Origin of the sequence: Paraburkholderia phymatum STM815 (assembly GCF_000020045.1) — a bacterium.
Classification (GTDB): Bacteria; Pseudomonadota; Gammaproteobacteria; order Burkholderiales; family Burkholderiaceae; genus Paraburkholderia; species Paraburkholderia phymatum.
On sequence record NC_010623.1, the window covers coordinates 537,898 to 564,344 of the forward strand.

The following is a 26,447-nucleotide window of genomic DNA, read 5'->3' on the forward strand; positions in this document are numbered from 1 at the left end:
GAGCCTGTCATGTCGACATCCCCCTCTTCCGCCAACGGCAAGACCGCTGTTCTGCAGGCACGTGGACTGATCAAGCGCTACGGCCACGTCACCGCACTCGATGGCTGCGACTTTGAAGTGATGCCGGGCGAAATCATGGCCGTGATCGGCGACAACGGCGCGGGCAAGTCGTCGCTGATCAAGGCGCTGTCCGGCGCGCTGGTCCCCGACGAAGGCGAACTGCTGCTCGACGGCAAGCCCGTCAAGTTCCGCAGCCCGATCGACGCGCGCCAGCAAGGCATCGAGACCGTCTATCAGGATCTCGCCGTCGCGCCCGCGATGAGCATCGCGGAGAACCTGTTCCTCGCGCGCGAACTCGTCAAGCCCGGCTGGCGGGGCAAGATCTTCAAGATGATCGACAAGCGCCGCATGCTGGAAGAAGCGACCAACGCAATGAAGGACTTGCAGATCGGCATCCGTTCGATGCGCCAGGCCGTCGAAACCCTGTCGGGCGGTCAGCGTCAGGGCGTCGCGGTGGCGCGCAGCGCGGCGTTCGCGCGGCACGTCGTGATTCTCGACGAACCGACGGCGGCCCTCGGCGTGAAGGAAGGCAACATGGTGCTCGAACTGATCCGGCGCGTGCGCGACCGCGGCCTGCCCGTCATTCTGATCAGCCACAACATGCCGCACGTGTTCGAGATCGCTGACCGCATTCACATTCAGCGGCTCGGCCGGCGGGCGGCGCTCGTGAACAAGAGCGACATCCACATGTCGGACGCCGTTGCGATCATGACGGGCGCGAAACAGGCCGATGTACGCGCAATCGCGTGATGCATGAGCACCACTAGCCAGAAGACGTCGATGGATACGGGCACTCGCTCACCGCTCAAACGCACAGTCGGCTCGAACCAGGTCGGCATGCGGCAGTTCAACGAACGCATCGTGCTGCAGGCGATCCGTTTGCATGGACCTCTGCCGAAGGCCGACGTGGGACGGCTCACGCGCCTGTCGATGCAGACCGTGTCGATGATCGTCGAGCGGCTGATCGACGACGGCCTGCTCGAAAAACAGGCGCGCGTGCGCGGACGCATCGGCCAGCCGTCCGTGCCCATCGCGTTGCGTGCGGAAGGCGCTTATACGATCGGCGTGAAGGTCGGGCGGCGCAGTCTCGATGTGCTCGCGATGGATTTTCTGGGCCGCGTGTGTTGCCGCGAAGTGCAGGAATACGCGTATCCCGACCCGCGCACGCTGTTCGCGTCGCTCGACAGCAAGCTCGCGCGTATCAACGATGCGCTCGGCGCGCGGCGTGAGAAAGTGGTCGGCATGGGCGTCGCCGCGCCGCTCTGGCTCGGGGGTTGGCGGGATTTTCTCGGCGCGCCGCCTGAAGCGCTCGACGCATGGAACGACATCGACATTCGCACGCGCATTGCTTCGATGACGGGCTTGCCCGTCGAGTTCGCGAAGGACACAACGGCTGCTTGTGCCGCCGAGCTCGTGATGGGTCAGGGGCGCGGCATCCATAACTTTCTGTATCTGTTCGTCGGCACGTTTATCGGCGGCGGGCTGGTGATCGATGGGCGCCTGCACGGCGGCCCGCACGATAACGCCGGCGCTGTCGGCTCGATTCCGATCATGAGCGGCAACGCGCGGCGGCCGGCGCGGCAGTTGCTGCATGCGGCGTCCGGCTTCGTGCTCGAGAAACTGTTGGTCGATGCGGGCGCGCCGGCTGCCGCGGCGCATGATCATCGCGCGTTATCGGCTGACCTATGGCGGCTTACCGAGCAGTGGCTCGATACCGCCTGTCCTGCCATTGCTGGCGCGCTGACCAATGCCGCCGCTTTGCTCGATCTCGAGGCCGTCGTTATCGACGGTGAAGTTGATCGTCAGTTGGTTCGCGAGATTATTCGCCGCACCGAGCGGGTGCTTGATTCGTTCGAGTGGGAAGGGATTGTGAGGCCGCAATTGCTCGAAGGCACTATTGGCGCCGATGCGCGGGCGATGGGAGGCGCGATTTTGCCTTTATATGCGCACTTCGCGCCTGTGCATGAGCTTTTTCTCAAACCCGCGGAGGGTGTGATGGCGTGAGTTTTTTTCTGCCACAGCTAGTCGCTGTCTGGTGTTCTTTTTGGGTTTTCGCTGGCGTGGACAAACCGTGGATGCCAGCGAAAAAACTATCGGGACGCAGTGGTACTGCCACCCGCATCGGTAGACGGATCCAGTAAGGGCTGCAATTCAGCAGCCATCGACTTCAGCAATTGCACTGCAAGGGCGCTGGTGAAGTCATACCGCTTGGCATAAGGCTCATGCACGACGGCAGTCAAGGTGCCAAAAAACCGATCGCCGATAGCAAAGACAAAAGTCGCCGTACGATTAACCTTGCGCGACTCGATCAGACGCCGCCCCTTCGCATAGATATTGAGCCGCTGATCGCCAGTCCCCGTCTTGCCATAGACCTCAAGCGTCGTCCCATTCGGAAACGTCATCCCACCAGCAAGGCGCTTAGCCGTTCCCCCAGCGACGACATCGCGCATCATGGCTTGCGCGACCCGCGCAATCTCAGGCGAAATCGCCTCGTTCGGCTGCGGCGTCGCGCGCACGAAGCGCGTCTCGTACGGCGTGCCCTTCGCAAACTCAAGCTCACTCAAGCTCTGCGTCGGCGCCTGATTCCCCTTGTTCGCAATCACGCCGATCAACTGGGCCAGCGCTGCGGGCCGGTCCCCCGATGCACCGATCGCCGCCGCATACGAAGGCGTCAGATGCGCAAACGGATAGCCAAGCGCCTGCCACGATTTGCCGATCGCATCGTACGCATGCTGCTCGACCATGCGGCGAATGCGACGATCCTGCGTCGCGTGATAGCGCGTCTTGAAGAGCCACTTGTATGCATCGGCGCGCACCTCGCGGCTAGCCTCCATCACGTCGTTCGCACTTGCCTCGGGACGCTCGCGTAGATAATTGACGAGCCACAGTTCCAGCGGATGCACGCTAGAAATGTATGCGCGGTCGTTCAGGTTGAATTTATCGATCGCATACTTCGCATAGAGCTCCGCGAGCGCGTCGTCAGGCGGATTCGCTTTCGGCGTGTTCTTCAGTGCGGCGCGCATCTGGCTGTTGAACCACGCCTGCGGTGCATCGGGCCGCACGCTGCGCAGGACGGTCGCAACTTTCGGAGGCGACTTGCGTACGCCGCGCAGAAGAACGGCAAGCATCTCGTCCTGAGTCTTGCCGTGATACTTCGTGTAGAAGCGATTCATGTACACGCGGCTTTCCTGATCGGCGAAGCGCGTCAGGTACATCTTGCGCGTATCAGGATCGCTGAGCCATTGCGATGACGGGCCAGACGTCTTGATCGTTTCATAGTGGACGATGTCGCGCATGATCCGCACGAACACCAGATTCACCGAATGCTGGAAAGCCTGATGCACCGTGAGGATGCGCGAGTTCTCGTCGGCTTCGAAGTTCGTGAAGGTCTGTGCGCCGCCTCCCGTGAAAAAGGTTTCGCCCGCATTTGCCGAATACTTGCGCTCCACCGACGCATCGAGCATCGCCGGAAGCGAGCGGTCGTTGGTGTGCATGAAATAGTCGACCGCCCAGCGCGTCAAGGCGTCTTCGCGCTCGGGCTTCACGGCGCGCAGTTCATCGACGCTCATCTGGCCATAGCGCGCATGCAGTTCCGACATGATCTGCAGATACGTGATGATCGTGCGCAACTTCGCCGTCGAACCGAGATTCAAGCGCGCGCCGGAATTGATATCGAACGGGCGGTTGACGCTATCCGTCTGCACGCGCAACAGGTTCACGCCGTCGCGCTTTTCGAACAGCGTGAAGCTGAACGCGATCTTCGACGGGTCGTCCTTCGGCTGCAGCATGTTGAAGCCATAAAGCCCCGCTGCTTGCGCGCCGTCCTTGGTCGTGGCGGCGGCGAGACGATCACTGATGGCCTGCTGAACCTGGTTGTTCATCGTCGACGTCACGCGAACGTCGAGCCGGTCGAGGTCGTACAGATTCGACACGCCGAGCGACGACAGCAGATGCGTGCGCAACGACGTCACCGCTTTGCGCTCGATGAACGAGCCTTCGGGCGTCGCGACCTTCGCGCGTGTCAGCACGAGTTGTTGCGCGAGCGCGGCGTCGCGCAGTTGCGGCGTGATCACGCCATTCGTCGCGAAGATCCGCAGATAGCTTTCCGTCAGAGCATTGAGTTCATCGTTCTTGCGCAGCAGAAAATGCGACGGTCCGCGCTGCGCGATCATCAGCGACAGCACCTGACGGAATGCAAGCCCCTGCTCAGGAAGATTCTCGGGCGTCGGCGGCGCTTTCAGCACGCGGTTCACTTCTGCGAAGTCGCGGCCGTACCAGGCGGCAAGTCCATCGCCGATGCCGTTCACTTCGCCGATGCCTGGCTGGGCGGCGAGCGGCACCGAATTCAGGTAGCGCACCACTATCTGCTCGCGTGCGGGCATCGTGCGCGGACCGTCGAGATAGGCGCGCACGGACGCCGACGCGATCTGCCGGAGCTTTTCCTTTGGCGTCGCAGTGCGGCCGCCGGGCGAATGGCGGAATTTCTCGATCTGCGTGGCGAGCGTGCTGCCGCCTGGCTGCGGCTGGGTATGGTTGAAAACCCGCAGCCCCTGATCCATCAGCGCACGGCTGAAGCGCCCCCAGTCGATCGCAGGATTACGGTTCGGCTGGTCGCTATCGAGCAGATGGCGGTCTTCGATGAACAGTAGCGCCGACACGACGAGGGGCGGCACCGCCTCGAAATCGTCATACACGCGCGCGGGATATTGCGCGCCGAACAGGCGCGTGCCCGTCGCGTCATAGAGCGTCAGGCCAGCCTGATCCTTTTCATCGTAAGGAATGAAAAGGCCGTCGTCGGCGAGTGACGCCATGCGTTCCGAATCGCGCGCCTGCGAGGCCACGGCAAAGCCGCGCTCTTTCAGACGGCGCTCGAAAGCGGGTAGCAGCGCGTAGCCGAGGCGGATGTCGTAAGGTCCGTCGGTAGGAAAACGGATGTTGTCGCTGGGCCCTTCCGATACGGTGAAGCCGACGTCGCGCGTGAGTTCGGACAGGTAGCGCGCCTGCAATCGCGACGTGTCCATCTCGATCTGGAGAAAGCGCACGCCGAAGGCAACAGCGACGAGAAACGCGGCGAAAAAGAGCCACTTGAACCACTTCCAGACAGAAGTGGTGCCGATTGCGCGTAACGGAAACCGTAGTGGCCGATTCATGGCGGCGTCTCCTTGCAGATGCCTAACCACATTCACGTCGACTGCTGTCAGTCTAACGCGGAACGCGCGTTTGCGAGGGCCGCAAACGCCGGGACTTGAACGGGTGAGTACGCCACGCAACACAGTTGACACGGACATGCGACGAGCGCGGGCATTTTTTGCCGGCGTGCATTGCGCCATCGGGCGCGGCGGGGTAAAGGAGACCGTGTTCGATGCCGATGCAACGTCGCCACGTGCGAAATTACCCTGAAATACCGGATACGGCATCCACGCGAAATTGCGTAACATAGCCGCGCCCCCGAACCACTACGCGCCTTTGTGCAAATCCGCATGCATAGCTACTACGAAGCGACCGTCGAGCGTCCCGTGCGCCCTGCGCTGCACGGACAACTGAGCGCGAATGTCTGCGTCGTCGGCGGCGGGCTGGCGGGCCTGTCGACGGCGCTGGGATTGGCCGAGCGCGGCGTACGCGAGGTCGTCGTGGTCGAAGCGAAGCAGGTCGGCTACGGCGCGTCGGGCCGCAATGGCGGCTTCGTGTTCGGCGGCTACAGCCTCGATTGCGCGGACCTGTTGCGAATTCTCGGGCCTGCGCGGGCGCGCGAACTCTACGCGTTGACCATCGACGCCGTCGATCTGATGCGTGCGCGGATCCAGCGTTACGCTATCTCCTGCGACGCGACCGATGCGGGCGTGATCCTCGCGAACTGGTTCGACGATCCGTCGCGGCTCGACAGCCAGCGCCGCCTGATGAAGGAAGCGTTCGACGTCGAATGGGAACCGCTCGGCGCCGCCGAGCTGAGCGCGCGCCTGAAGACGACGCGTTATCACGGTGGACTGTTCGAGCGCAACGCCTTTCACTTTCATCCATTGAAGTATGTGCTGGGTGTCGCGCGCGCCGCCGAAGCAGCCGGCGTGCGGATCGTCGAGCAGTCGCCCGTCACGTCGCTACGCCGGCACGGCGCGGGGTTTGCCGTCGAGACGGCGCACGGCACCATCGACGCCCGGCACGTCGTGATGGCGGGCGGCGGCTATGCGCGCAATGTGTACCGGCGCGTCGAGCGCGCGGTGCTGCCTGTCGCCACCTACGTGATGGCGACAGAGCCGCTCGGCGCGGGGCTGGCCGATGCGATCGCCTGTCCTTCCGCCGTCTACGACACGCGCTTCGCCTTCGACTACTATCGGCCGCTGCCCGACACACGCATCCTGTGGGGCGGACGCATTTCGATTCGGGAACGCGAGCCCGAAGTCATCGCGCGGCTGTTGCGCCGCGATTTGCTGAAAGTGTATCCGCAGTTGCGCCACGTGCGCATCGAGCATGCGTGGGGCGGTCTGATGAGTTACGCGCGGCACAAGATGCCGCAGATCGGCCGCAGCGGTGACGGCGTCTGGTACGCGGTCGGCTTCGGCGGACATGGAATGGCGCCGACCACGGTGTCGGGCGAACTGCTGGCGGCCGCCATCGCGGGCGAACGCCCGGTGCCCGAAGCGTTCGCCTCGTTCGGTCTCACGCACACATTCGGCGCGCTGGGGCTCGCCGCCGCGCAACTGAGCTACACGGCGATGCAGACGCGCGATGCACTCGCCGACCGGCCACGGCGCCCGCGCTGAACAGCCCGCATAGCGTGCCCGCAAGGGCCGCGCAGCGCGGCTCGACGTGCCGCCAGGCCGCGCTGGCCGGCGAATTCGGCATGCTAGAATGAAACGTCATCGCCGCCGGAATACACAATGAAAAAGGCAAGCCGAGCAACCGTGCCCGAGCATATCGAGACCCTGCCCGAGACCTCCCATCCGCGGCGCAAATACGATCCCGAAGAGACGAAGCGCAACATCCTCGAGGTAGCTACGCAGGAGTTTTCGTCGATGGGACTGACGGGCGCGCGTGTCGACGCAATCGCCGAGCGCACCAACACGACGAAGCGCATGCTGTACTACTATTTCGGCAGCAAGGAAGGCTTGTACGAGGCGGTGCTCGAGAAGGTGTATGGCGACATTCGCGCGCTCGAACAGGATCTGAAGATCAGCGACATGAGCCCGATGGATGGGCTACGCAGTCTGGTGGAGTTCACGTTCGACTATCACGATAAACATCGCGACTTCGTGCGTCTCGTGACGATCGAGAACATTCACGGCGCGAAGTACATCGAGCAGGTGAAGACCTTCAAGAATCGCAATGCGACGGTGATTCACACCATCGAAGATCTGTTGACGCGAGGAGTCGCGTCAGGGGATTTTCGCGAGGATATCGATGCCATTGATCTCCATCTGCTCATTAGCTCGTTGTGCTTTCATCGGATTGCGAATCGGCATACGTTCGGTACCGCTTTTGGGCGTGATCCGTCTCACGCGAGGCTAAGAGCGCGGCATCGCGCTATGATCGTTGATGCTATTTTGAGGTTTGTTAAGAAGTAGTTTTTTGTCTGCGACGCTAGTCGCCGTTTGGTCATTTGTCGTCTGCGACACTAGTCGTTCTCTTTTTTGGGTTTTCGCTGGCATCCGCGTTTTGCTTCTGGTTCGCTGGTGTTGCCCCTGTGCGGGGCGGCACTCACTTTCTTTGCGGCGGCAAAGAAAGTAAGCAAAGAAAGCACCGTGAATGCCAGCAAAACTGAACCAGCAAAAAGACAAAGAATGGCGACTGCGTCGCAGACAAAAAAACACCTGCGCTATTGCGCCAACACCCGTAACCTTGGCGCCGACGCCGATCCCATCAACGCCTCCAGCGACATCGGCCGCGCCAGGTGATACCCCTGCCCGTGCGCAGCACCGATCGTCCGCAATAAATCCAACGTCGCCTGATCCTCGATCCCTTCCGCAACAACCGTCAACTCCAGCGACTCCGCCATCCGCACGATGGCCCGCACGATCGCCCGGCTCCGCGCACTCTGCGTCAGCTCCAACACGAATGACTTGTCAATCTTTAAGCCACTGAACCGATACTGATGCACATAGCTCAACGACGAAAAACCCGTGCCGAAATCGTCGAGCACGACACTCATCCCGTTATCGGCAAGACTTTGCATCGTATTGCGCGCAAGATCCGGCTCGGCAACGAGCGCACCCTCCGTCAGTTCGAGTGAAACGCGCGAAGGATGCACGCCATAGCGCTTCAACAGTTCGAGCAACTCTTCCGCGAACTCTGGACGCGTCATGCTGTAACTCGACAGATTCACCTGCACGGGCGGCCAGTCGATATGCTCCCGCTGCGCAAGAATCTCGGCCACGCGCGTCAGCATGTACATGTCGAGCCGACCAATCAGCTTTAATCCCTCCACGGCAGGCAGAAAACGCCCCGGCGCCCACACCTCGCCGTTCGGCTGCTGCCAGCGAATCAGCGCTTCCAGCGCAACCAGCTCGCCACTGGCGATATCGACAATAGGCTGAAAATACGGCACCAGCTCGCCGTCGCGCTTCAGCGCGTTGCGCAGCGCGCCCTCCGTTTCGATCTGGTCCGACAGCTCGCGACGCATCTGCTGATTGAACACCGCGAAACTGTCGCGCCCGCGATTCTTCACGCGATACATCGCAGCATCGGCATCGCGCAGCAAATCGGCCGGCTCCCGGTGATGCGCACTATCCGCGCTCACCACACCAACGCTACATGAGGTGAACACCGTCTGCTCGCCGATATTGAACGGCGTGTCGAACGCCGCAAGAATGCGCTCCGCCAGCGTTAGCACCGTCTGCAAGCTCGCACCCGGCACGACGACGGCGAACTCGTCGCCGCCGAGCCGCGCAAGCAGATCGTCTCGCCGCAAACAGTCGCGCAAGCGCCCCGCCACTTCCACGAGCAACGCATCGCCGAACAAATGGCCGAGACTGTCGTTGACGACCTTGAAGCGATCCAGGTCGATGAACAGCACCGAAAGAGGCTCGCCGCGGCTGCTGTAGCCAAGCCACGCCGCCGCCAGCCGTTCGTACAGATGCGAACGGTTCGGCAAGCCCGTCAACGCATCGTGATAGTTCTCGTGCAAGAGCCGCGCATTGGCGGCGTCCAGTTCCTGCGTGCGCGCCAGCACTCGCGCTTCAAGTTCGAGATTCGCCGCCTGCTGCGCTTCCGCGACACGCCGCCGCGACAACGCGGTATCGATATGGCGCGACACGAATGTCAGCAGTTCCTGATCGCGCCTGTCGTAATTCACGCTCGACGAATAACTCTGCACGACCAGCACGCCGCGCACCACGATGCCGTCGAAGAGCGGCACGCCGAGCCACGAGCGCAAACGGATGTTCTCGCTGTCCAGCTTGATCTCGCCCGCTTCGACAAGGCGCACGGCATCGCTCGTGTCAAACAGACACGGCACGCGCTGACGGATCACGTACTCCGTAAGTCCGCGCTCGCGGCGCCGCGACGTCGGCACTTCCTGCTGCGTTTCGTCGATGTAATACGGAAACGACACCTCCGCCGTCGCGGGATCGAACAGCGCAACGTAGAAGTTCTTCGCGTACAGCAGCCCGCCGACGATCTCGTGCAGACTGCGAAAGAACTTGCCGATCTCGACGGACTGACTCGACAGCTCCGCGATTTCGAACAGCGCCGCCTGTAAATGCTGCGCGCGCTCGCGCTCGGCTATCTCCGCGCGCAGCGTGTCGTTCAGACGCGAAAGCTCAGCCGTTCGGCGCGCGACCTCGGCTTCGAGCCCGACGCGATGCAGAATGCGGTCGAGCGCCATCGCCACGTGCCGCGCAACAACCAGAAAGAGCGCACGGTCCTCGGCGCTATAGATGCGCGTCGCGTCGTACACCTGCATCGTCACCATGCCGAACACTTCGTCCGACGCATTCTTCAGCGGCGCGCCCATCCAGAACTTCGGCCGATGCCCGACACAATGAAAGCGCCCCCTCGCACTTGCCTCGATGATGCCCTTCTCGTCGATCAGCAGCGGCTGCCCCGTCGTCAGCACGTAACCCGTCAGCGAGAGCCGCTCCCGGTCGACCATGTCCATGTGGTTCGTATCGACGGCTTCGGTATCGATCAGGTCAATGTAGTACGGATAGGTGACGGCGCCCGTTTCACGGTCGTAAAGTGCGAGATAGAAATTCTCAGCGTCGATCAGCGTACCGAGACGCTCGTGAATCGCCTGCAGAAATTCGCCGCGCTCGCTGATCGAGCTGGCGAGATACGCGATGTCGTACAGCACGCGCTGCACGTTTTGCGCGCGCATCAGTGCATCGGCCTGCATTTGTTCGCCGATCACGCGCGCGAACGCGGCAAATGCGGAGTCGCCCGCGCACGACGCGGGCGCAAGCAGCCAGCCGAGCGCGAGATCCCTGCGGCCAGTCGGCCACGCGAACCAGCCGTACTCGACGCAGGCGTCGTGCAGCATCGCGGGCACGATGGAGCGCGGCCAGTCGAACCGCGCCGCGCCTTCGCGTACGAGTTCCAGATGCTGGCCCGCCCGGTACCACGCCCAAGGCGCGCCGGCTGCCTCGGCCGCGTGCGCCGCCTGGTCGATCAACTGCGCTTGCGTACCGTCTGCCGACAGATCGGCATTCCACATAAATCAGCCCCCGAGCCGTCTCATGGTTGTTTTCGTCCTCGACCTGTTATATCGACGTAAGCGACGGCAAACTTGATGTATCTGGCGCGCAAAAAAATACTTCGGCAAGGCCGAAAACGTTTGCCTGAAGGGTTTTTCCAACCCGGTTTTGCCCCGATTGCTGCGGAACGGCACTTGCTGTTCAGCTCACGTCTGCGCCGCCCACGCGATGGCCTGCTTCGCTTTGCTTGCGCGGCGCATCAGTTAGAGGAGCCAACATGCAAGCTCATACGAGGGGTGCCGTGCGTGCCGACGTTTTCCGGCTCGGCCCACGCGACTGGGTGCCGAACAACGCGCGTCTTCCCGTGATCCTGTATCGCGACGTGCTGGATGCGCACGGCACTGGCAACGGCGGCAAACTTGCCGAGACATTTGAAGCGATGTTCACTCGCAACGGCTGGCCGCCGAAGTGGCGTAATGGAATCTTCGACTATCACCACTTCCACTCGTCGGCGCATGAGGTGCTCGGCATCGCCGCGGGCGCGGCGGATGTGATCGTCGGCGGGCCAGGCGGCCGCGTCGTGCATCTGGAAGCGGGCGATGTGCTCCTGTTGCCGGCGGGCACGGGGCACTGCCTCGAATCGTCGAGCGGACCGCTCGAGGTGGTCGGCGCGTATCCGCCGGGCCAGCAGTGGGATATCCGGCGCGACGCGCTGACGGAAGCAGAACGCGCCGCGATGGAAGCCTTGCCGTTTCCGCAGAGCGACCCGGTGCGCGGCGCGCAGGGTCCTTTGCTGGAGAACTGGCTGAAAACCGCGTGATTTTCAGCAGTGCGCTATCGGTGGGTGTGTGGCGGGCGCTGCTTCTTCATGGTGCAGCGTCACTGCTGCAGACCCCAGCGGCGCACCGTCATACGTTCCAGCGTGTCGAACACCAGATGCTCGACGAGCAGGCCAATCGCGATCACCGCGGCGAGCCCCCCAAATACGCGGTCGGTGTAAAGCTCGTTGCGGTTCTGGAAGATGTACCAGCCCAGTCCGCCGTTTCCGCTACTCGCACCGAACACCAGTTCGGCTGCGATCAGCGTGCGCCATGCGAATGCCCAGCCCACGCGCAGGCCCGCAAGAATCGACGGCAGCGCGGCAGGCACAAGGATCAGCACCACATGGTGCAACCCCGTCAGGCCATAGTTGCGCCCCGCCATCCGCAATGTCGCGGGCACCGCACGAAAGCCCGCGTACATGTTGAGCGCAAGCGGCCACAATACGGCATGCACGAGCACGAACAGCAGGCTGCCCGTGCCGAGACCGAACCACAGCAGCGCGAGCGGCAGCAGCGCAATCGACGGCAACGGATTGAACATCGCCGTCAGCATCGACAGCAAGTCGCGGCCGATGCGTGTCGATACGGCGAGCGAGGTCAGCAGGAAAGCGAGCGCGACGCCAAGCAGATACCCGCGCAACAGCACGGACATCGATGCGGCCGTCTTCTGCAGCAGTTCGCCCGATGCGATGCCCTGCACGAACGCAGCGAAGGTGGCACCGAACGTAGGCAACAGCAGATCGTTGTCGATTGCGCGCGCGGCGAGTTCCCAGCCTGCGATCAGCACGATCGCGATGATCGTCTTGCTGAGCCACGACTGGTTCGCGAGACGCCGCGCGATGGGCAACGGTGCTTCGACGGCAAGATCGCCGACGGGTTCGAGCGGCCGCTCGTATTCGGCGCGCACGGGCGGCAGCAACGTGGAAGGCGTGCTCATCGGCTGGACTCCATTTCTTCGAACAGCAGGCGGTGAATCTGCGCGATGCGATGCTGGAAGTCGCTACGGCCAAAGCTGTCCTGTGTGTATTGATGGCTGTTGAGTTCGGCGCGCACGCGGCCCGGATGCGGCGACAGCAGCAGAATGCGATTGCCGACGATCAGCGCTTCCTCGATCGAATGTGTGACGAACAGCAGCGTGAAGCGCACTTCTTCCCACAGACGCAGCAACTCTTCCTGCATCTTGCGGCGCGTGAGCGCATCGAGCGCGGCGAACGGTTCGTCCATCAGCAGCACGCGCGGCTGCATCGCGAGCGCGCGCGCAATCGCGACGCGCTGCTTCATGCCACCCGATAGCGTGTGCGGATACGCAGCGGCAAACGATGCAAGACCGACCTTGTCGAGATAGTGTTGCGCACGTTCCTTCGCCTCCGCGCGGCTCAGCTTCTTCGCGACGCGCAAAGGAAACGCGATGTTCTCGAGCACCGTCTTCCACGGCGGCAACTGGTCGAATTCCTGAAACAGGACGATGCGGTCCGCACCCGGCTCGCGTACCGTTTCGCCGTCGAGTGTGATCGTGCCCGAGACGGGCTTGATGAATCCGCCGACGGCTTTCAGCAACGTCGACTTGCCGCAGCCCGAAGGTCCCAGCAGAACGAAACGGTCGCCGCCATACACGTCGAAACTCACGTCCTGCGTCGCGCGCACGACACGCTCGCGCGTGCGGTATTCAAGGCTCACGCGATCGACGGCAAGCAGGCGGCTCGAATGCGCGGCCTCTTGCGCTGTATCCGTCGCGGCATGGTCGCCGAAGAGCACGGAAGGATTCGCGGCCATCAGCGGCCTCCTGCCATGTGAATTGCGTGCGAAATGACTTTCACGATGACACACCCGATAAGCAAAACCACACCATAAATTGAGCGTCCGCCATGACCAACCAATGAATGTGCATATTCAATGCTGTTTGCTGCATAAGCGCCGCAAATCGCACTATGACCTCACATGCGTCTTGTGTAACGGCGGCATCTGCAATATGTATTACACGTGCCGAAAAGCAAAAACCCGCTGAAAGAGCGGGCTTTCTGGCGCTTCGTGTCCACGCGGATCAACTGCCCGATGCCGTCGCGGGATCTTCGAAGAAGTAATCCTTCCACGACTTCGGCTCGTTGCGGATCGCGCCGACGCGATACATGAACTGCGCCAGCCCCAACGTGTTTTGCGGCGCGACCTTGAACTGCACTTGCGGATTGCGAATCACCGACAGCAGCAGATCGCGGTCCGTCTTCGCCTGATTCACTCGAATGTAGATATCGGCTGCGGCGTCCGGATTCGCGGTGATGAACTGCGCCGCATCTGAAAGGCCGTTCACGAATGCGCGATACGTCTTCGGGTTCTCGTTGCGGAACTTCTCAGTCGCGTAGAGCACAGTGGCGGAACTCGGTCCGCCGAGCACGTCGTATGAGTTCAGCACGATATGCGCGTTCGGATTCGCAGCCAGCTCCTGTTCCTGAAACGGCGGATTGCCGAAATGCGCGGTGATTTCCGTGCCACCCGCAATGATGGCGGCAGCTGCGTCGGGATGCGGCACCGCCTGCGTGATCTTGTCGAGACGGTTGTATTCCTTGTCGCCCCAGCGCTTCGCCGACGCGAATTGCAACACACGCGACTGCACCGACACCGACACTGCCGGAAGCGCAATGCGATCCTTGTCGGTGAAGTCCGCGATGGTCTTCACATTCGGATTGTTCGACACGAGGTAGTACGGGAGATTGCCGAGCGACGCGACGCCTTTCACGTTCTGCCTGCCATGCGTGCGGTCCCAGATCGTCAGCAGCGGACCGACACCCGCGCCCGCTACATCAATCGAGCCCGACAGCAGCGCATCGTTCACGGCAGAGCCTCCCGACAGCTTGACCCAATCGACCTTGATATCGAGCCCTTCCTTGCGCCCTTCTTTCTCGATGAACTGCTGATCGCGCGCGACGTTCAGCAGCAAATACACAATGCCGAACTGTTCGGCGACGCGAATATGCCCTTCTGCGTGCGCATCGAGCGACGCGCCGAGTCCTGCTGCACCGAGCGACAACGCGAGCAGCGATGAAACAAAACGGCGAGCGAGCGACGGCCGCACCGCGGCCGGGCGAATTGAAAACAGCATGGGAACTCCGCGAGTCGTGGAACGGAAATGAAGAATGCGTGCAGCCTAGAACGGCGCGTCGCCTTCGATCGTCGTGCGGTACAGCTTGCGGCGCAGATGATCGGGCGTGCCCGCGGCGAGGTGCATCAACGAGCGGTTGTCCCAGAACACGAGATCGTGCTCAGCCCACTGATGACGATAGATGTGCTCGTCGCGCACGCTGTGCACAAACAGCGCGCCAAGCAGATCGCGGCTTTCGTCCTCGGGAAGACCGACAATATGCGTAGTGAAATGCTCGCTGACGAAAAGCGCCTTGCGGCCCGTTTCCGGATGCGTGCGCACGACGGGATGCACGACGGGTTTCACTTCGGCGACCTGCTCAGCCGAGAGATTCGGCCGCCACGGGCTGCGCTTTTGCAGCTCCGCATATTTCGCGAGGTACGTATGCTCCGCCGTGCGTCCTTCGACGGCCTTGCGCAGATGCTCGGGCAATGTGTCCCACGCCAGGTGCATGTTCGCGAACAGCGTGTCACCGCCTTCCGACGGCAACTCTTGCGCGTGAAGCAGCGAGCCGAGACTCGGTTTCTCTTTGTACGACAGATCCGAATGCCAGAAGTGACCGGCATCGCCGAGTCCGATCGGCTGACCGTTCTCGCGAATGTTCGATACGATCAGCACTTCGGGATGGCCGGGCAACTGGAACTGACGCAGCACGTGGATTTGCAGCGGCCCGAAGCGGCGGCTGAACGCGACATGCTGTTCGGGCGTAATCCGCTGCTCGCGAAACACGAGCACGTGATAGTCGAGATGCGCGCGATGAATACGCGCGAAATCGTCGGCGGAAAGCGGCTCATTCAGATCGAGGCCGAGCACTTCGGCACCGACGGGTGCATCAAACGCAACGATGTCGAATGTCTGAAGCGCGCCGGACGATTGCACGCGCGGCGCCGCGTGGCGATGGGGTGAAACGGTGGTGGTCACGCTGAGTGTTCTTGATTGGTTGCGACGGTGGAATCAATCTACGACCAGCGTTTCGGGCCGTCAACGAAGCAAATCCCATACTCATATCTGCCTTAGCGATAAACGTCCCGCTAGCCTGGACGTCGCGCTCCGAGCGCAACATTGCATGCCGCGCATGCAGACGCGCCGTGCGCACGCTATTTGCTTATACGGGTGGCCGCGCTGTCGCCCCGGCGCGGATATCGCTCGCTAGCGCACAGACGTTCGCTGACGCGAGTGACAAGTTCGGGCTAACATCGGATACCGGCGTTTGCCGGCCAGCGGTCTCACGGTCATACGCGCCAGTGTCATGACAAAGGTCTTCATCCACTCGATTACCGTGCTGGCCGCCGTTGGCGCAGGACTCTGCAGCGAGCCCGCGTTCGCGCTCGAGCTCGACGGACAACTGGTGTGCAAGAGCGATGCGCACACGTTCATTCAGCCGTTGCTCGACGATCAATATATCGATCCCAACCCGATGCGCGTCGAGGCCAACTCGGTCAATGCGTTCCGCCCGAAGCGCGGCCGCGATCTCACCGCATTCGGCTTTCACGTGTATGCCGTGCTCGGCTACCAGCGCGACGACGCGATCTTCCGGCAAGGCAGCGGGGCAGTCGAAGCCAATTCGATCTATGGCGTGGTGGTATCCGGTCCTTCCGAGTCGGTGCGCGTACGCGTGCAGCAGGCGGGTAGCGAAGCGACCGTCAAGCAGGTTCTGCCGTTCGTTCTGACGGCGATCGTGTGCAGCGCAGGGTAAGGGCCTTTTGCACTCGCGTTTTTCATGCAAAGAGACGGCGACTGTTGTTATTCGCCCAAACGGTGCACGCTGCCATCAAATAGAAATTCCCCTCCACGTAATCTCTCCCGCGCAGTTCATGCGTTGCGGGTTAATCGCGCGCCGCGTCACGGCGAACTTTCCGGCGATTGTTTCGATTTGATGACGCATTCATGCCGCGGCACGCAAGAGTCTGCTGCAGCAACACTGCGTTAAATCGGACCCCGCGTTTTCCTATACTCGCCAGGCTGTTTTTTCACTCACTGTCTGGATTCGCTGGAGCTTAACCATGAAAAGAATTCCCGCCGCGGTCGCGGTGCTCGGCGCGCTCGTCGCATCGACCGCACACGCTCAAAGCTCGGTCACGTTGTACGGCATCATCGACGCAGGCCTCATGTACACCAATAACGTGCAGAAGAGCGGCACGCGCGGTCCGCTGTGGCAAGCGACGAGCGGCACCATCAACGGCAGCCGCTTCGGCTTGCGCGGCGCCGAAGATCTGGGCGGCGGCTACAAGGCCATCTTCGTGCTCGAAAACGGCTTCAACGTGCAGAACGGCAACCTCGGCCAGCACAGCCGTCTGTTCGGCCGTCAGGCTTACGTGGGTCTCGCCAGCAGCAACTACGGCCAGATCACGCTGGGTCGCCAGTACGATTCCCTCGTCGACTTCGTCGCACCGCTGTCGGGCACGGCGGGTACGTTCGGCGACACGGGCTTCGCTCACCCGTTCGACAACGACAACCTCAACCACTCGGTGCGCATGAGCAATGCCGTCAAGTACACGAGCACTAACTACGCGGGCTTCAAGTTCGGCGCGTTGTACGCGTTCTCGAACAGCACGGACTTCGCGATGAACCGCGCATACAGCGCGGGTGCGAGCTACCAGTGGGGTCCGTTGAACGTCGCGGCCGGCTATTTGCAGATCAACGGTTCGAACAGCGCGACGAACACGGGCGGCGCAATCGATACGGCTGAATCGTCGGCGAACGGTGTCGGCGGCTTCCAGGTCGGTGCAGGCGTGCAGCGCGTGATCGGCGCGGGCATCAACTACGCGTTCGGTCCCGCCGTGGTCGGCTTCGTCTACACGAACAGCCACTATCAGCAGTCGGCTGCATTCGGCATGACGAACGGCTCGATGCGCTTCGACAACTACGAACTGAACGCAAAGTACGCGTTCACGCCCGCTATTTCATTCGGCATCACCGACACGTACACCGACGGCCATACGAGCGGCTCGCGCACGTTCGGCACCGATCCAAAGTTCAATCAGGTCAATGCACAGGCCGTCTATGCTTTCTCGAAGCGTACGGATGTGTATGCCGAAGCGATGTATCAGCACGCGATCGGACACGGCTATGTCGCGTTCATCAATACTTCGGGCGGTGCGTCGTCGACAGCCAACCAGGTGGTTGCGACGATCGGCATGCGTCACCGCTTCTAAGCGACCCCGCTTCGTACCTCCGGGAACTGCGTTCGAAGCCCGCCGCACTCGTGCGGCGGGCTGTTTTGCGCGCGCAGCTCGCGTATCTTTCTTCCACACGCAAGGCTGCGTTCCTGACTCGACGGTTTTTCCCAATTGCTGCGACCCGTAGACTTTCTCCTGCCGGCTCATGCAGTTCCGCCGGCAATCACTGGAATGTCATTGGGAGAATGTCTTGAAGTCCACCGTTGCCGCCGCCGTCGCCACGTTGACTGCGGCCTTGTTCGCCGCCGCACCTGCACTTGTGCACGCACAGGAACCGAGCATGCGCCTCACGCGCGCGCAGGTACGCCAGGAACTCGCCGATCTCGCTTCCGTCGGCTACAACGCCGGGGGCGGCGAAGATCCCACCTATCCCGCGAAAGCGCAAGAAGCGATGCAGCGGCTCGCCGCCAAACGCGCCGCGCAATCGGCGTATGGCGCGGGCACGGCGGGTTCGTCGCAAGCGGGCGCGGGACATTCTGCCGCGCAGTGATGCAGCGCCACGCGCCCGCCTGCGGGCGCGGCATTTCATCACGCGATGTGCGTACGAACGACCGTACGTCTGTCGAAAATACCTGAAAGTCCAGCCAACCCCCACCTTTCAACGCACAACGGCGTGCAACGTTTTGCTAACCATTTCGCCCGATCACGCTGTGGCTCTCGGACATTAGCTTCAAAACAACGATTAAACCTCGAACTCGATCCGGTTTTGTGCATCGCACCATGATTTTGTCTATAGTGGTGGATGGATATGTCTTTCGCGTTGGCGAAAGCGCTAACTATCGACGGATTGTCCGCCCCAACGCGGACACCCGCGCGCTGCGGGCCCTTCATCAGGGCCTACGGCGCTCAGGCGAGGAGAGATCACGATGTTCGATGCCGAAATCGCCGCAACGCTGCTGAACCGGTGGACGGTCAAGCCGCCCTCCGCGCATGGCGACAGCTATCTGGACCTGCTGCGCGAGGGAAATTTGAACTTCACGCATCAGATGGGAAGTGTGACGCCGGGCGGCGTCGCGTCTGCGAGTCTGTTCGAACTCGAATCGCTCGAATTCGTCGACGGTTCGCGCGCGCTGCGTCTGAAAACACCGGGCTCGATGTCCGGCTGGACGCAATGGGCCGCGTTCGAGCCGCCCGCTCGAAACATGGCAAACGCACCCGCGCAGCGTTCCGAAGAGTCATGCACGCTCGAAGCGCCCGAGCGCTGATTCCTGCTTCGAGCGGCGGCTATGCGCCGATGCGTTCGATGAGCGCCATCGCGGCAGCGGGATTGTGCGCCTTGTGTCCGCTGATCACGAACAGGAAGACATCGCGTGCCTTCTTCGGCGCGGCGCGGCCATAGCTGTCGAGATCGTCGGGCGTGCCGCCCGACGCCCATGTCCGAGCCCGCTCGACCCATCGATCGAGCGCCTTCTTTGCATAGCCTAGCGGCTGCGCTTCTTCCGTGCCCATGATGCGCGCGTAGACGAACGGCGCCGTCGGATCGGCGATCTGCGGATATTTCGAATCGCCCGCGACGACGATCGCCACGTTGTACTTGCGCGCCAAAGCGACGAACGCCTCGTCGCAGAAGCTCTTGTGGCGGACTTCGACGGCATGTCGCAAGGTCCGGCCATCGGCCTGCGCGGGCAGCAATTCGAGGAAGCTGCCGAAGTCGTCAGCATCGAACTGCTTGGTCGGTGGAAATTGCCAGTTGATCGGACCGAGCTTGTCCTTGAGTTCGAGCACGCCGCTGGCGACGAAACGATCGATCGAATCGCGCGCTTCCGAGAGCACTCGCCGGTGCGTCGCGAAGCGCGGCGCTTTCAGCGCGAACATAAAGTCCTCGGGTGTTTCGTCGTGCCACTTCGCGAACGTCGCAGGCTTTTGCGAGCCGTAGAACGTGCCGTTGATCTCGATCGTCGTGAGCTGCTGGCTCGCGTATTCCAGTTCGCGTTTTTGCGCGAGCCCTTCTGGATAGAACACGCCGCGCCAAGGTTCGAACGTCCAGCCGCCAATGCCGACACGAATATGCGTTGCTTTTACCGTCTTTTTTGGGGTAGCCATGAATTCACGCCTTTGCGGGCCGCGCGGAAGCAATAATGCATCAGAATAGCCGATGCGCGCGGCCCTGCGTGGCAGCGAAAGCGTGCGCGCTTCGCTGCGAGGCATGGAAACGCGAACGATCAGAATGCGGAGCGCACGACCCCGCCATCCGCGCGCAACGCCGCACCATTGGTCGCCGATGACAGTTCCGAACACACGTACACGACCATGTTCGCAATTTCCTCGGGCGTCGTGAAGCGCTTCAAAATCGAACTCGGCCGCGCCTCCTGGAAGAACTGCTTTTCGAAGGACTCGAAGCTCGCGCCGCCCGACAGCTTCTCGACGAATTCCTCGACACCGTCCGAACTCGTCGGCCCCGGCAGCACCGAGTTGACCGTCACGGCCGTGCCCGCACAGGTTTCGGCGAGACCGCGCGAGAGCGCGAGCTGCGCGGTCTTGGTCAAGCCGTAGTGAATCATCTCGGTCGGGATCTGGATGCCGCTCTCGCTGCTGATGAACACGACGCGGCCCCAGTTCTTCTGCTTCATCTTCGGCAGATAGGCGCGCGACAGCTGCACGCCCGACATCACGTTCACGTTGAAAAAGCGCAGCCATTCCTCATTGGAGATCTCTTCGAACGGCTTGGGATCGAAGATGCCCATGTTGTTGACGAGAATGTCGACATGCGGAAACTGCTCGACGAGCCGCGCAACCTGTGCGGGATCCGATACGTCGCCCGCGAAGCCCTGCACGATCGCATCGGGCACTTGCGCACGCAGCGTGCCTGAAGCGTGATCGACAGATTGCTGCGAACGTCCATTGATGATCACCTGCACGCCTTCGCGCGCGAGTCCCACCGCGATTGCATGGCCAATGCCTTTGGTCGAGCCCGTCACGAGCGCGAGCTTGCCTTTGATCTTGAGATCCATCTGGGTTCCTTTGAATAGTGCGGCACTGCGTTAGGGCCGGCGCGCGCGTATTGCCCGTTCGCGCGGGTCGCGACACGGCATTCGCGAGTGTAGAACTGGAAAACGATTCGTGCAGACGGGAGGACACAAGGGGTAGCGCATGCACTGTTGCAAGCAGAACTTTCCAAACGGTACTAGCATTCATCGGACATTCGCCGCATGTGTGACGACCATCGATGCAAAACGCCTGGCGTGCCGACGTCACGTCCCATAACGAGTTATCCACCCGATCGTGGATACGAAGAGACGCTCATGAAAGCTTCCACCCGGCTTGCCGCGCTGCTCGCGTTTGCCTGTCCTGCCGCCTTCGCGCAAAACAGCGTGACGCTCTATGGCCGCATCGATGGCGGCATCCAGTATCTGAACCACATCGCCACGCCTTCGGGCGGCAGCACCTCCAGTTGGACCGCGGAAGGCGGCGACTGGGGCACCAGCATGCTGGGTTTCAAGGGATCGGAAGATCTCGGCGGCGGGATGTCTTCGGTATTCGATCTGGAGACGGCATTTCAGGTGATGAACGGCACGACGGGCGGCGGCCGGCTGTTCTCGCGTCGCGCCTATGTCGGACTCGCCGATAAACGCTTCGGCCAGATTCAGGCGGGCCGCAATCTGTTCATCGATAGCGATGGCGTGTGGGAATTCGATCCATTCGTGCAGCAGGCGTTCGCGTCGGCCTCGCTCGTGCGCGGCCGCAACTGGCAGCAGACGAGCAATAACGTCGAGTATCACAGCCCCGTGTTTTACGGTTTCGACGTGCAAGGGCAATACGCATTCGGCAATCAGGCTGACGGATTCAACCACGGCGCACCCGGCGAGTTCGGCCGTTCGGACGGCATCATGCTGACTTATCACTCGGACCTGTTCGACGTGCGCGGCATCTACGACGAACTGCGCGACGTGAACGGCCGCATGACGAACGTCTTCACGAGTTCGCGCGAGTACTTCGTCGGTGCGAATGTGCGCGTGTCGAGTGTGAAGATTCAGGGCGCCTATACGCACCTTTCCGCGCCCGACACACCCGCGGGCCAGGCCGATAGCGCCGACTACTACTGGCTCGGCGCAACATGGGACGCAACGCATCAACTGGCCGTGACGGCGGCCGCGTTCTATGTGCATCTGGGCGAAGGCGCGGGCGACGCCGCGCACGATCCCGGCGGGCACGCGACGATGTTCGTGCTCGGCTCTACCTATCATTTGAGCCAGCGCACCTTCCTGTATGGCACCGTCGCGTATCTGCGCAACAGCAGCCAGTCGAACTTCTCTCTGCTGGCGAACGCGCGCGATGCGTCGGGCAGCGCCAATACGAATCCACTACCGGGCGAATCGCAGACGGGCGCGTATGTCGGCGTGATGCACGTATTCTGATCGCGCCGCGTGAGCCTGAGACGGAAGCCAGAGATCAACACGCGCGACTCAATGCGCGCATGAAGAGCGTCTCGAACTGCTTGGCTTGATCGAGAGCGAAACGCTGGGCATCGAGGATCTGAACGAGCATCCCCGTATGCTTGCCGCGCTGGAAGCGGCCTATGACGCCGGGCTATAGTCCGCCACAGCGTCGGCCGGGGTGAAGAAGCCTGTCTCGCGGAGAATTGAATGGCGCGCGGGCCGTGCTTCGAATCATCGATGACGCAGCGGCCACGCGCTCGTGCAGCCATGCCGTATTTATGCGGCTTTCGCGCTCTGCGCAGCCTGTTCGGTTTTGGCTGCCGGTGCGACATCCCTGTGCTGCGCAACGTCCTCGCGCAGTTTGATCAGCGCGAGCACGGTGTCGATGGTCGGGGTTTCATGCCCGACCAGACGCCCCATTTCCTGCACGACGGTCAGCAGCGGATCGATTTCCATCGGACGTCCCGCTTCGAGATCCTGCAGCATCGAGGTCTTGTGCGCACCGACGGCGCCCGCGCCATCGATACGCCGCTCCACATCGACGCGGAAATGCACACCGAACCGCTCGGCCACCGACTTCGCTTCGAGCATCATCGTCTTCGCGACGGCACGCGTGCCGACGTGACTCGTGATGACGTCGAGCGTCGCGTGCGTCAACGCGCTGATCGGATTGAAGCAGAGATTGCCCCACAATTTCAGCCAGATTTCATCGCGGATGTTGTCGCGAATGGGCGCTTCGAGTCCCGCCGCGACCATCATCTGCGAAAGCGCTTCGACGCGAGGCGTGCGCGTGCCGTCCGGCTCGCCGATCGGAAACTTCTTTCCGTACACATGCTTGATCACACCCGGCTCGACGATTTCCGCAGCGGGGTAGACGACGCAACCGATCGCGCGCTCCGGTCCAAGCTTCTTCCACTGCGTGCCGCCCGGGTCGATGCTTTCCAGCGTCGAGTTCGCGAACTCGCCGCCATGCTTGTAGAAGTACCAGTATGGAATGCCGTTGACGGCCGTCACGATGGCTGTTTCCGGCCCGAGCAGCGGCTGCATCGCATCGACGACGCCCGGCACCGAATGCGCCTTCAACGCGATAATCACGTAGTCCTGCGGCCCTAGCTCGCGCGGATCCGACGAACAGCGCACATTGACGAGACGTTCCGTATCGTCGATCAGCAGACGCACGCCGTTCTTCTGCATCGCGGCCAGATGCGGACCGCGTGCGACGAAACTGACATCCGCGCCCGCAAGCGCCAGTTGCGCGCCGACATAAGCGCCGATGGCGCCCGCTCCATAAACACAGATCTTCATCTATCTGCTCCCATTCTCAAGAAGTGATCAGTGAGATCGAGCCGGGCGTCCCGCGACGCAGCGCGCCATCGTCATTGTCGATGCATGGTCGACTCATTGGCGATGACGCGTCCGGCTCTCATTTGCATGCTCAGTGCGTGTTCTCTAGCGTGCTGGCATCACGCGGCCGGTTCGAGTTGGCGCGCGACCGCAAGCTGATTCGGCAATGCGCCGATACCGTCGATGGATACGATGACCGTGGAGCCGTCCTTGATCGAGCCGACGCCGACGGAGGTGCCGCACGCGATCACGTCGCCGGGCATCAGCGTCATGTCGTGCGAGATCATGCTGACCTGCTCCGCCGGCGTGAAGATCATGTCGGCGAGCGGATAGTTCTGCCGCTCGACATCGTCGAGGCGCGTAATGACATTCGCGTTGCGCCAGTCGAAATCCTGCTCGATCGCGGGTCCGATGCAGCTGAACGTATCGAAGCCCTTCGAGCGGCACCATTGTGCGAAATTCGGATCTTCGTTCAGCAGATCGACGGCCGTGACGTCGTTGATGCAGGTATAGCCAAAGATATAGCCGTCTGCTTCTTCCGGCGCAACATTCGTGCAGCGCTTGCCGATCACGATGCCGAGTTCGCCTTCGTAGGCGATCTTGCCGCTATAGCCTTTGGGGCGGCGAATGGGTTCGCCCGGACCGATCACGGACATCGGTGGCTTGATCAAAAACAGCGGATGCGACGGCGCCGCCTTGCCGAGCCTTTGCGACAACGCGTGAAAGTTGTTCCAGAGCGCGACGACCTTGCTCGGCAGGCAGGGGCTCAGCAATTCCACGTCGTTCAGTTTCCATTGCTTGCCGCTTGCAGTGGCACTGCCGAACATATCGCCTTCGAATTCTTCGATGTTGCCGTCAGCGAGCACGCCAAAACCGATATGACCTTGCGGTTGCCTGAAGCGTATCCACGATGTCATCGAAACTGTCTCCACAATGATTTTTTGTCGACCGACACGGTGAATACGCCCGCGTCACGAGTTTTGAACCTGCCTTGATCTTCAGATCGCGCCCGCCGTCCTCAGCGCTTCGATCTGTGCCGGCGAGTAGCCGAGTTCGGCCATTACTTCATCGGTGTGTTCGCCGAGCAGCGGCGAACGTGTGACTTCCGTCGGGCTGTCCGACAGCTTGATCGGGTTGCCCACCGTCAGGTACTTGCCGCGCACCGGGTGATCGACCTCGACGATCGTGCCGGTTTTGCGCAGCGATTCGTCGTCCATGATTTCCTTCATCGACAGGATCGGGCCGCACGGAATGTCGTGCCTGTTGAGGATTTCCATCGCCTCGAACTTGGTCTTCGTCATCGTCCAGCGTTCGATCTCCGCGAAGATTTCCTTCAGGCGCGGCAGCCGCGCATTGGGCGTCGCGTAGTCCGCATCCGTGGCCCACTCTTCCTTGCCGATCACGTTGCAGATCTTCACCCACACGGGTGCCTGCGTGATGAAGTAGATGTACGCGTTCGGATCGTGCTCCCAGCCCTTGCACTTGAGAATCCAGCCCGGCTGTCCGCCGCCCGATGCATTGCCCGCGCGCGGCACCGCTTCGCCGAACGTGCCGTTCGGATACTGCGGGTACTCCTTCATCACCCCCGTGCGCTGCAGACGCTGCTGGTCGCGCAGCTTCACGCGGCAAAGGTTCAGCACGCCGTCCTGCATCGCGGCGAGCACCTTCTGGCCGCGGCCGGTCATCGTGCGCTGATAGAGCGCCGTGACGATGCCCAGCGCCAGATGCAGGCCCGTGCCGCTGTCGCCGATCTGCGCGCCCGTCACCACGGGCGGACCGTCGTCGAAGCCCGTCGTCGAGGCCGCGCCGCCCACGCATTGCGCGACGTTCTCGTAGACCTTGCAGTCTTCATAGGGACCGGGACCGAAGCCCTTGACCGAGGCGACGATCATCTTCGGATTGAGTTCCTGGATGCGCTCCCAGGTAAAGCCCATGCGGTCCAGCGCGCCCGGCGCGAAGTTCTCCACCATCACGTCGCACTTCTGGATCAGCGCTTCGAGCACGAGCTTGCCTTCGGGGTTCTTCGTGTCGATGGTCACCGAACGCTTGTTGTGGTTGAGCATCGTGAAGTAGAGGCTGTCCGCATCGGGGATATCGCGCAGCTGCTCGCGCGTAATGTCGCCCGCGCCGGCGCGCTCCACCTTGATCACATCGGCGCCGAACCACGCGAGCAACTGCGTGCAGGTCGGGCCCGATTGCACATGCGTGAAATCGAGAATGCGCACACCGTCGAGTGCCTTGCCCATGCTACGTCTCCCATCATCGTTGAATACTTGCCGCTGGCGCTGCTCGGGCTTCGGGCTGCTTTCCCCGCTCCGAAGTCGAGCCTGATATGTGATATATCGTATTTACAGGCCGCTATTTGGGCAAGCTTTTTCCCCGGTTTTTGAGCGGGGATAAACCCCAGGTGTTTTTTGCGTTTGCGTGCGATGTCGCCTCAAGCGATGGACGGTGTCTTTGCTGTCCTTTACATCGCGATGTCGCCGGTCATTGGTCAGGGCGATATCGCTGGAAACCGCGTGGCGCGTACGCTGCGTGGTATGCCGGGGCTGGCAGCTGGTTTTCTCTGCAATGGCAAAAGGCGTTGGTAAAAGGCGCCGCCCGGACCGCCAACTCTCGACTTTTACACACAGCGCCTAACGGTCCCCAGATCGCATTCGGCAGTTTGCAACGAGGCGCCGATTGCAATTGCGCTGACCCGGCGCCCAACCATTTCATGCACCGACGTCAAAGCCCACAATATGGAAAATTTCCCCACCGTGACAAAGGATGTACACAACGCGCTCGCAGAGCGGACCATTGAAGAGCGCGGTTTCCCTGTGTGCCGCGACCTGAACGGCGCGACAACGTAAATACCTTCCGCTCAGTGGGCACGAGCGATACGAGCGCGCAGGCTGGCGAAGTCGCGA

The 26,447-nt window shown here is 61.9% G+C and carries 21 protein-coding genes; 10 read left to right on the plus strand and 11 right to left on the minus strand.

Translation table 11 applies throughout. From position 1 onward, the window contains the following. The first annotated feature begins 9 nt into the window (after nt 1-9). Entirely contained in the window at nt 10-810 is an 801-nt protein-coding gene (locus tag BPHY_RS18170; RefSeq protein WP_012402906.1) for an ATP-binding cassette domain-containing protein, read from the plus strand. Between the two features lie 30 nt (nt 811-840). After that, on the plus strand, nt 841-2,064 hold the full coding sequence (locus BPHY_RS18175) for an ROK family transcriptional regulator (protein WP_041765051.1): 1,224 nt from the start codon (nt 841-843) through the stop codon (nt 2,062-2,064). Between the two features lie 86 nt (nt 2,065-2,150). Here BPHY_RS18175 and BPHY_RS18180 read toward each other — a convergent pair whose 3' ends face one another. After that, nucleotides 2,151-5,210, minus strand: coding sequence for a transglycosylase domain-containing protein (locus BPHY_RS18180; RefSeq protein WP_012402908.1), 3,060 nt, complete (start codon nt 5,208-5,210; stop codon nt 2,151-2,153). A 330-nt stretch (nt 5,211-5,540) separates the two neighbouring features. Between BPHY_RS18180 and BPHY_RS18185 the strand changes: the two genes are divergently transcribed. Both BPHY_RS18185 and BPHY_RS18190 read left to right on the plus strand, forming a co-directional pair. Continuing rightward, complete coding sequence (locus tag BPHY_RS18185) at nt 5,541-6,818, plus strand: NAD(P)/FAD-dependent oxidoreductase (RefSeq protein ID WP_012402909.1); 1,278 nt, start codon at nt 5,541-5,543, stop codon at nt 6,816-6,818. Between the two features lie 117 nt (nt 6,819-6,935). Further along, complete coding sequence (locus BPHY_RS18190) at nt 6,936-7,619, plus strand: TetR family transcriptional regulator (RefSeq protein WP_012402910.1); 684 nt, start codon at nt 6,936-6,938, stop codon at nt 7,617-7,619. A gap of 251 nt (nt 7,620-7,870) precedes the next feature. On the opposite strand, the gene BPHY_RS18195 is transcribed toward BPHY_RS18190, so the two are convergent. Then, on the minus strand, nt 7,871-10,705 hold the full coding sequence (locus tag BPHY_RS18195; protein WP_012402911.1) for a sensor domain-containing phosphodiesterase: 2,835 nt from the start codon (nt 10,703-10,705) through the stop codon (nt 7,871-7,873). Nucleotides 10,706-10,962: 257 nt separating this feature from the next. On the opposite strand from BPHY_RS18195, the gene BPHY_RS18200 reads away from it, so the two are divergent. Beyond that, nucleotides 10,963-11,505 carry a cupin domain-containing protein gene (locus BPHY_RS18200; protein ID WP_012402912.1) on the plus strand — a complete coding sequence of 181 codons (543 nt, stop codon included), beginning with the start codon at nt 10,963-10,965 and terminating at the stop codon, nt 11,503-11,505. Nucleotides 11,506-11,564: 59 nt separating this feature from the next. On the opposite strand, the gene BPHY_RS18205 is transcribed toward BPHY_RS18200, so the two are convergent. The 4 genes from BPHY_RS18205 to BPHY_RS18220 form a co-directional block, all read right to left on the minus strand. After that, nucleotides 11,565-12,443: an ABC transporter permease gene (locus BPHY_RS18205; protein WP_012402913.1), complete on the minus strand. Its 879-nt coding sequence runs from the start codon at nt 12,441-12,443 to the stop codon at nt 11,565-11,567. After that, the gene (locus tag BPHY_RS18210; RefSeq protein WP_012402914.1) at nt 12,440-13,279 is read right to left on the minus strand and encodes an ABC transporter ATP-binding protein; all 840 of its coding nucleotides are present in this window, start codon (nt 13,277-13,279) and stop codon (nt 12,440-12,442) included. The genes BPHY_RS18205 and BPHY_RS18210 overlap by 4 nt, the downstream gene beginning before the upstream one ends. Before the next feature lie 268 nt (nt 13,280-13,547). After that, complete coding sequence (locus BPHY_RS18215) at nt 13,548-14,600, minus strand: ABC transporter substrate-binding protein (protein ID WP_012402915.1); 1,053 nt, start codon at nt 14,598-14,600, stop codon at nt 13,548-13,550. Between the two features lie 45 nt (nt 14,601-14,645). Further along, nucleotides 14,646-15,518, minus strand: coding sequence for a TauD/TfdA dioxygenase family protein (locus BPHY_RS18220; protein ID WP_041764367.1), 873 nt, complete (start codon nt 15,516-15,518; stop codon nt 14,646-14,648). 370 nt (nt 15,519-15,888) lie between these two features. On the opposite strand from BPHY_RS18220, the gene BPHY_RS18225 reads away from it, so the two are divergent. The 4 genes from BPHY_RS18225 (at nt 15,889) to BPHY_RS18240 (ending at nt 19,023) form a co-directional block, all read left to right on the plus strand. Next, nucleotides 15,889-16,335 (plus strand): hypothetical protein, encoded by a 447-nt coding sequence (locus BPHY_RS18225; RefSeq protein ID WP_012402917.1) that lies wholly within the window; start codon nt 15,889-15,891, stop codon nt 16,333-16,335. 307 nt (nt 16,336-16,642) lie between these two features. After that, nucleotides 16,643-17,794 (plus strand): porin, encoded by a 1,152-nt coding sequence (locus BPHY_RS18230; RefSeq protein WP_012402918.1) that lies wholly within the window; start codon nt 16,643-16,645, stop codon nt 17,792-17,794. 214 nt (nt 17,795-18,008) lie between these two features. Then, on the plus strand, nt 18,009-18,308 hold the full coding sequence (locus BPHY_RS18235; RefSeq protein WP_012402919.1) for a DUF4148 domain-containing protein: 300 nt from the start codon (nt 18,009-18,011) through the stop codon (nt 18,306-18,308). Nucleotides 18,309-18,684: 376 nt separating this feature from the next. Further along, on the plus strand, nt 18,685-19,023 hold the full coding sequence (locus BPHY_RS18240; RefSeq protein WP_012402920.1) for a hypothetical protein: 339 nt from the start codon (nt 18,685-18,687) through the stop codon (nt 19,021-19,023). A 19-nt stretch (nt 19,024-19,042) separates the two neighbouring features. Here BPHY_RS18240 and BPHY_RS18245 read toward each other — a convergent pair whose 3' ends face one another. Together BPHY_RS18245 and BPHY_RS18250 are read right to left on the minus strand one after the other, a co-directional pair. Beyond that, entirely contained in the window at nt 19,043-19,861 is an 819-nt protein-coding gene (locus tag BPHY_RS18245; protein WP_012402921.1) for a DUF72 domain-containing protein, read from the minus strand. 119 nt (nt 19,862-19,980) lie between these two features. Next, complete coding sequence (locus BPHY_RS18250; RefSeq protein WP_012402922.1) at nt 19,981-20,769, minus strand: SDR family NAD(P)-dependent oxidoreductase; 789 nt, start codon at nt 20,767-20,769, stop codon at nt 19,981-19,983. 291 nt (nt 20,770-21,060) lie between these two features. Here BPHY_RS18250 and BPHY_RS18255 point away from each other — a divergent pair, with 291 nt between their 5' ends. Then, nucleotides 21,061-22,173 (plus strand): porin, encoded by a 1,113-nt coding sequence (locus BPHY_RS18255; protein WP_012402923.1) that lies wholly within the window; start codon nt 21,061-21,063, stop codon nt 22,171-22,173. A 297-nt stretch (nt 22,174-22,470) separates the two neighbouring features. On the opposite strand, the gene BPHY_RS18260 is transcribed toward BPHY_RS18255, so the two are convergent. The 3 genes from BPHY_RS18260 to frc all read right to left on the minus strand — a co-directional run bounded on the left by BPHY_RS18260 (nt 22,471) and on the right by frc (nt 25,784). Beyond that, the gene (locus BPHY_RS18260; RefSeq protein WP_012402924.1) at nt 22,471-23,499 is read right to left on the minus strand and encodes a 2-dehydropantoate 2-reductase; all 1,029 of its coding nucleotides are present in this window, start codon (nt 23,497-23,499) and stop codon (nt 22,471-22,473) included. Nucleotides 23,500-23,657: 158 nt separating this feature from the next. After that, the gene (locus tag BPHY_RS18265) at nt 23,658-24,455 is read right to left on the minus strand and encodes a fumarylacetoacetate hydrolase family protein (RefSeq protein ID WP_012402925.1); all 798 of its coding nucleotides are present in this window, start codon (nt 24,453-24,455) and stop codon (nt 23,658-23,660) included. A gap of 81 nt (nt 24,456-24,536) precedes the next feature. Beyond that, nucleotides 24,537-25,784: a formyl-CoA transferase gene (gene frc, locus BPHY_RS18270; RefSeq protein ID WP_012402926.1), complete on the minus strand. Its 1,248-nt coding sequence runs from the start codon at nt 25,782-25,784 to the stop codon at nt 24,537-24,539. Nucleotides 25,785-26,447 lie beyond the last annotated feature (663 nt).

Bases quoted from the DNA above. Each gene is read 5' to 3' on its own strand.
- BPHY_RS18240 (WP_012402920.1), top strand. From the start codon at position 18,685: ATGTTCGATGCCGAAATCGCCGCAACGCTGCTGAACCGGTGGACGGTC.
- BPHY_RS18250 (WP_012402922.1), bottom strand. From the start codon at position 20,769: ATGGATCTCAAGATCAAAGGCAAGCTCGCGCTCGTGACGGGCTCGACC.
- BPHY_RS18180 (WP_012402908.1), bottom strand. From the start codon at position 5,210: ATGAATCGGCCACTACGGTTTCCGTTACGCGCAATCGGCACCACTTCT.
- BPHY_RS18170 (WP_012402906.1), top strand. From the start codon at position 10: ATGTCGACATCCCCCTCTTCCGCCAACGGCAAGACCGCTGTTCTGCAG.
- BPHY_RS18265 (WP_012402925.1), bottom strand. From the start codon at position 24,455: ATGACATCGTGGATACGCTTCAGGCAACCGCAAGGTCATATCGGTTTT.
- BPHY_RS18195 (WP_012402911.1), bottom strand. From the start codon at position 10,705: ATGTGGAATGCCGATCTGTCGGCAGACGGTACGCAAGCGCAGTTGATC.
- frc (WP_012402926.1), bottom strand. From the start codon at position 25,784: ATGGGCAAGGCACTCGACGGTGTGCGCATTCTCGATTTCACGCATGTG.
- BPHY_RS18215 (WP_012402915.1), bottom strand. From the start codon at position 14,600: ATGCTGTTTTCAATTCGCCCGGCCGCGGTGCGGCCGTCGCTCGCTCGC.
- BPHY_RS18200 (WP_012402912.1), top strand. From the start codon at position 10,963: ATGCAAGCTCATACGAGGGGTGCCGTGCGTGCCGACGTTTTCCGGCTC.
- BPHY_RS18185 (WP_012402909.1), top strand. From the start codon at position 5,541: ATGCATAGCTACTACGAAGCGACCGTCGAGCGTCCCGTGCGCCCTGCG.
- BPHY_RS18210 (WP_012402914.1), bottom strand. From the start codon at position 13,279: ATGGCCGCGAATCCTTCCGTGCTCTTCGGCGACCATGCCGCGACGGAT.
- BPHY_RS18205 (WP_012402913.1), bottom strand. From the start codon at position 12,443: ATGAGCACGCCTTCCACGTTGCTGCCGCCCGTGCGCGCCGAATACGAG.
- BPHY_RS18190 (WP_012402910.1), top strand. From the start codon at position 6,936: ATGAAAAAGGCAAGCCGAGCAACCGTGCCCGAGCATATCGAGACCCTG.
- BPHY_RS18175 (WP_041765051.1), top strand. From the start codon at position 841: ATGGATACGGGCACTCGCTCACCGCTCAAACGCACAGTCGGCTCGAAC.
- BPHY_RS18260 (WP_012402924.1), bottom strand. From the start codon at position 23,499: ATGAAGATCTGTGTTTATGGAGCGGGCGCCATCGGCGCTTATGTCGGC.
- BPHY_RS18255 (WP_012402923.1), top strand. From the start codon at position 21,061: ATGAAAGCTTCCACCCGGCTTGCCGCGCTGCTCGCGTTTGCCTGTCCT.
- BPHY_RS18225 (WP_012402917.1), top strand. From the start codon at position 15,889: ATGACAAAGGTCTTCATCCACTCGATTACCGTGCTGGCCGCCGTTGGC.
- BPHY_RS18245 (WP_012402921.1), bottom strand. From the start codon at position 19,861: ATGGCTACCCCAAAAAAGACGGTAAAAGCAACGCATATTCGTGTCGGC.
- BPHY_RS18230 (WP_012402918.1), top strand. From the start codon at position 16,643: ATGAAAAGAATTCCCGCCGCGGTCGCGGTGCTCGGCGCGCTCGTCGCA.